Source organism: Niastella sp. (assembly GCF_045805085.1).
Classification (GTDB): Bacteria; Bacteroidota; Bacteroidia; order Chitinophagales; family Chitinophagaceae; genus Niastella.
This window is the reverse complement of the sequence record NZ_JBJMLX010000299.1, coordinates 1-3,354: the sequence shown is the minus strand read 5'-3', so window position 1 is coordinate 3,354 and position 3,354 is coordinate 1. Positions and strand designations below refer to the sequence as shown.

2 protein-coding genes are annotated in these 3,354 nt (G+C 45.8%); both read left to right on the top strand.

The genetic code is table 11. The features are described from left to right. Positions 1 to 391: 391 nt before the first annotated feature. Positions 392 to 2,344 carry a hypothetical protein gene (locus ACJ751_RS15345; RefSeq protein ID WP_407746380.1) on the top strand — a complete coding sequence of 651 codons (1,953 nt, stop codon included), beginning with the start codon at positions 392 to 394 and terminating at the stop codon, positions 2,342 to 2,344. Between the two features lie 62 nt (positions 2,345 to 2,406). After that, positions 2,407 to 2,904, top strand: a complete 498-nt coding sequence (locus ACJ751_RS15340; RefSeq protein WP_407746379.1) for a DUF6496 domain-containing protein — start codon at positions 2,407 to 2,409, stop codon at positions 2,902 to 2,904. Positions 2,905 to 3,354 lie beyond the last annotated feature (450 nt).

Below are 3,354 nucleotides of genomic sequence, written 5' to 3'. Positions count from 1 at the left end.
TCTTCCGGCGATCTTTACAATCGAAATTGGCAAGTTTGGGAGCTGCAATTCCTGCAGCCGTTTTACCGATTACCCGCAACAATCCAGGAGTTTTTTCAAGCATTCAAAGCAGCAAGGCGGCCGTCTAAAAGCTGGTAACAAGTATCCATAATTAACATTATGTTAAATAGACACAGTAACAAAATCCACTTCAATTAGACACTATCAAAGATGTGTATCCTACACTCTTACCCAGATGTATTAAGAGTTTCAGTTTAAAGGAAGCTAAATTTTCCAGTCATTTGGGCAATTCCCCGGGCTTGTTATGCTGCAGCAGCCTTTACCACTATATATATTTATAGCAACAAGCTATCCGTACTTCGCTTGAAAGATTAATCCAATCCGTCCCAAAATGAAATTATGCTATGCTATATTATTTCTGATCGTACTGCATGCTGAAGGTTTGTGTCAGTTAAATACCGGCGGCTTTCATGCGGGATTTGGTGTAGATGCAGATACAAAAGCCGGATATCTTAAATATGGTCCAGCTACGGGAACTATATCCAGCGACGACTGGTTTTCCTCTCCCACTGCTTCAGGCACCAATGTAATCGATACGTCTAACGCCGCTTATTATAGATCGCGGCTACAGGCGGGCAATAATATTTCCTTTGCAAAACGCATGTCGGTTCCACTGTATACCAATGTAAGCGGTAAGATCTGGCTGGATGCGATTTACACCCGGGATTATATTGCAGCTTCAACAGACTCCTCTACTTTTTCAGGCGGCGGAAAAAACGGCGATGACCCTGTCAGCTGGCATGGCACCGCGTCTCCAACTCCCGATAAAACAGACCTGATAGATGCATATGGGCATATGCGCCGCAACGGTATAAACGTACATGATTCTTTATGGTTTTTTACCGGTGTTTCCACTGTTGGTACTTCGGGTGCACGGTACTTTGATATAGAATTATACAAAAACAAAATTACTTATAACCCTGCCACAGGTAATTTCAGTACAGGCGGGCCCAATGCCGGTCATAGTCAATGGCTGTTCGATGCATCAGGCAATATCACCCAAACGGGCGATATGATCGTTGCTGTAAATTATTCATCGGGTGCGCCCACTGTAGAAGTTCGCATTTGGATCAGCAAAACCACCTATACTTCCGTTACGCCTAACCTGTTTAATTTTGGAAGCAGCTTTGATGGTTCAACTACTTCGTTTGGCTATGCTTCCATTGTATCAAAAACCGGCACCACCGCTTTTGGGTCAGGTATTGCCAATCTTTCAGCAACGCCTGCTGCGGATACTACTTATTCCACACCCTGGGGTTCGAATAACACGTCAGGCTGGTCGTCACAATACAATTCATTACAATTTATTGAAGTTGGATTGAACCTTACGCGTATTGGCATTGACCCCGCGCTGTATGCTTCTGTGTTAAATTCGGGCGCCTGCGGGTCGTCATTTGCTTCTATCTTTTTTAAATCACGTTCATCTACCTCTTTCACTTCCAATCTGCAGGATTTTACAGGGCCTTTTGATTTTCTGCAAACACCCGTGCTCGATTATACGCTTTCGGCGCCCGCACTTTCATGCGCCAATCCAACGGGCAGCATTCATGTAACCAATAATACAACCGCAGGCTATTATACCTGGGCCACCACCAATGGTAATATTACCAGCACCACCGGCAACAGCGTACAGGTAAATAAAGGCGGTTCCTATATTGTAGAGGCTGCCGTTGCGCAGGGTTGTCCGGTAACCAGAAAAGATACAGTAACTGTAGCCGCCGATACATTTCCACCAGTTGCCTCGTTTTTTGTTTCTACTACTGCCGACAGGGTCCATTATGTACTGCATGGCGGCAATGTCAGCGCCAGCAATTACGCTACGCCGTTTGGCGGATCGCAAGGTTTGTTGTGGAACTGGAGCGGACCAAAGGGATTTACTTCCAGTGTTCAAAACCCTATCACCGATACTGCCAATGGAGCCTTTCAGCTGATAGTAACTGAAGTAAGAAACGGGTGCACAGCAGTGGCAATCAATTACGTTGATCTTGCTGTGTTAGCCCAGTTAAATCCTTTATTGCGCAATACTGGTGAAGCATCGGCAACCTCCTACCGTTTAACCAATAACGGCTTCCCGGCTACCACCCATCTGATCGCGAATGCTACAGCCCCTGATAACATAAAAATTTGTATATCTAACACAGTAGGCGGTGTTGTATACAGCAGGGACATTAGGCTGCAAAAGGGAAATAATGACATTGAATTACCTTACCTGCAAAAGAACCAGCTTCATGTAATTTCATTGTACACCAATAACCAGCCCTGTTTTACAAAAACAATCTACTAACTCATAATCAATCATTTCCGCGGGTATAAGAATTGCGAGATTGCATGGTAAAAGCATTGTATATGCCAACAAAAAAAGCAATAACACGTGCAAAGCGCGATAAACAACAAGGCAAATCGGCCAGTACCCAGGCTGGCGAGTTTGTTCATGAAGAAATGGATAAGATCCGCAAGGGTGAACATGGCGCCCGTAATACCAAACAAGCCATTGCTATTGGTTTATCTGAAGCCCGCCGTGCAGGCGTTAAATTAAAACCACCCAAAGCCGGCGCCACTTCTGAAAAAACCCGCAAACAGGCGGAAAGGGAATTAAAACAAGGCCGTACCCATAAACCTGTTTCTGCCAAGCGGTCGAGGGCGAGAATAAAAGCATTAAAAAAAGAAGGCACTGAGGCAGCTTCGCATACTGCACTCTCCCGGCAGGCTCATAGTGCGGCCCGCCGCCGTACAGCAACCGCCCGTTCGGCTTCCGCAAAGAAAGCTGCCAACACAAAAGGTCCGCGTAAACGGTCACAGGCAGCCCAAAAAGCCGCACGCACCCGCGCCCGCGCTGGTCATTAAAAAGAAAACGCAGCTTGGAAAAGCTGCGTCAATTGATTGAAAAATTAAACCCTTAAACCCATGCGCACGATTGTTCAGCGCATTCGTAAAGGTAATAGCCAGCTATCATTTGCTGAATAGTAATCAATTAAAAGCATATTAAAATACCTCCAATTACCTAATACAGGAATGCAAACGATTGAGTGATCTAAGATCAAATCGAGTAGGTGGCGTAGGATTAGTTCCTACGCCGACCTCTCCCACCACCGTACGTACCGTTCGGTATACGGCGGTTCCCTAATTTAGTAAACGCGCATTCAGGTAACAGTCCGTGAAGAATAGAAAGCCCGCATCTCTCAACCGGGTGTTAGTGGCTGTCGTGGACAGTATCCAACTGTTGGCGGTGTGCCAGTAACCCTTCCGGGTGTTAGCATGTTGCCATGCCTTGTATTGCGGGATGCCTAATTTTAC

Coding starts and splice junctions, on each gene's coding strand:
- ACJ751_RS15345 (WP_407746380.1), top strand. CDS start 392: ATGAAATTATGCTATGCTATATTATTTCTGATCGTACTGCATGCTGAA.
- ACJ751_RS15340 (WP_407746379.1), top strand. CDS start 2,407: ATGCCAACAAAAAAAGCAATAACACGTGCAAAGCGCGATAAACAACAA.